Here is a 1,141-nt window from a genome sequence, read left to right as displayed (position 1 = left end):
AAGGGCTTTGACCCTGTGGTATCCCCACGAATTTAAAACACTATACTCGATGACCTGAGTAGCTGCTCTGCAAATTCCCGAATACCTTCTCGCCATTGTTGAGGGGATATTTTTAGATTATTTGAGAGTGCTCGTTTTCCAAGATAAAAGTGCGAGAGGACTCTGCGTTGACGCGTACTGTTACACTGAAAACGATAAGCCAGTCCAGCCAGTTCAATGACTTTCCCAAGCAGAATGAGCACCATCGCTGCCAGCGTTGTCAGTAGCACTAACTGGCGCGCTCTTTCTATCTTCTTTGTATGATGTTGCTCGAAGCCCAAACCAAATTTAGTGCTTTTCATATCCCGAAAACTTTCTTCAATTTGCATACGTGTTTGATAAATCGACACGCTCTTTTTGGCGAACGTGCTGTTATTGGGTAACGATGAAATAAGCAGCCAGGGTTCTTTTGCGCCTCGTGCTGCTTTCAATGACGTCTTTGATGATCGTGTTGAACCATCCTGATTCAACGAATGTCGTCCCTTTGGTTTACCTTTGTACAGTACAAGATGACTACGCTGAGGGTTTGATTGGAGTATCTTCAGCTTTAATGCTTTTGGCCTGCTATTGGCGTTTGGAAACAGATGAGAAATACAGCGCCATGATTGGTTCGTTTCATCGAAATATTTACGGGGCCGGCGAACACGTCCAACATAGTCCCAGCCAATCTCTTTTACCAACTCAATCCAGGGTGTTTTAAACCCTGCATCGGTGACAATGATTGGGTGGGTGTCATTTGGCAGAAGTGCTTTAAGCATCGCCAGAAAGCGTTGATGAGTCCGGCGTTTTTCTTTGGTTTTAATATCATGTACTTCTTCATATAAAGTCAACGCGCGCCCTTCAAATGCCACGGCAGCTCTGATCAGGAAGTACTGTTTTCGTCCGTCTAAATCTGACCAATCAACACTCACCACAGGGCGTCCTTTTCCGGTAAAGACGCGACACATATAGGCGTAAATAGAGAGCGATTCCTTTTGTAGATGTGGGTTGGAAAGTAACCTATCTGAGCGTTTTATCCGATGCTTTTCATAGGCTTGAGAATGAATGCCACGTCCAATACTGGTGACAGTACAGAGACTGCCCTGTGCCAGGCTCAAGACGC

1 protein-coding gene is annotated in these 1,141 nt (G+C 45.3%); it reads right to left on the bottom strand.

All coding sequences use genetic code 11. The features are described 5' to 3' along the window. Positions 1 to 32 precede the first annotated feature (32 nt). On the bottom strand, positions 33 to 1,141 hold a 1,109-nt coding region (locus tag JW499_RS21465; protein ID WP_205212495.1), incomplete at its 5' end, for an IS4 family transposase.

The organism is Amphritea pacifica, assembly GCF_016924145.1.
Taxonomy (GTDB): domain Bacteria; phylum Pseudomonadota; class Gammaproteobacteria; order Pseudomonadales; family Balneatricaceae; genus Amphritea; species Amphritea pacifica.
This window is presented reverse-complemented; position numbering and strand designations above follow the sequence as displayed.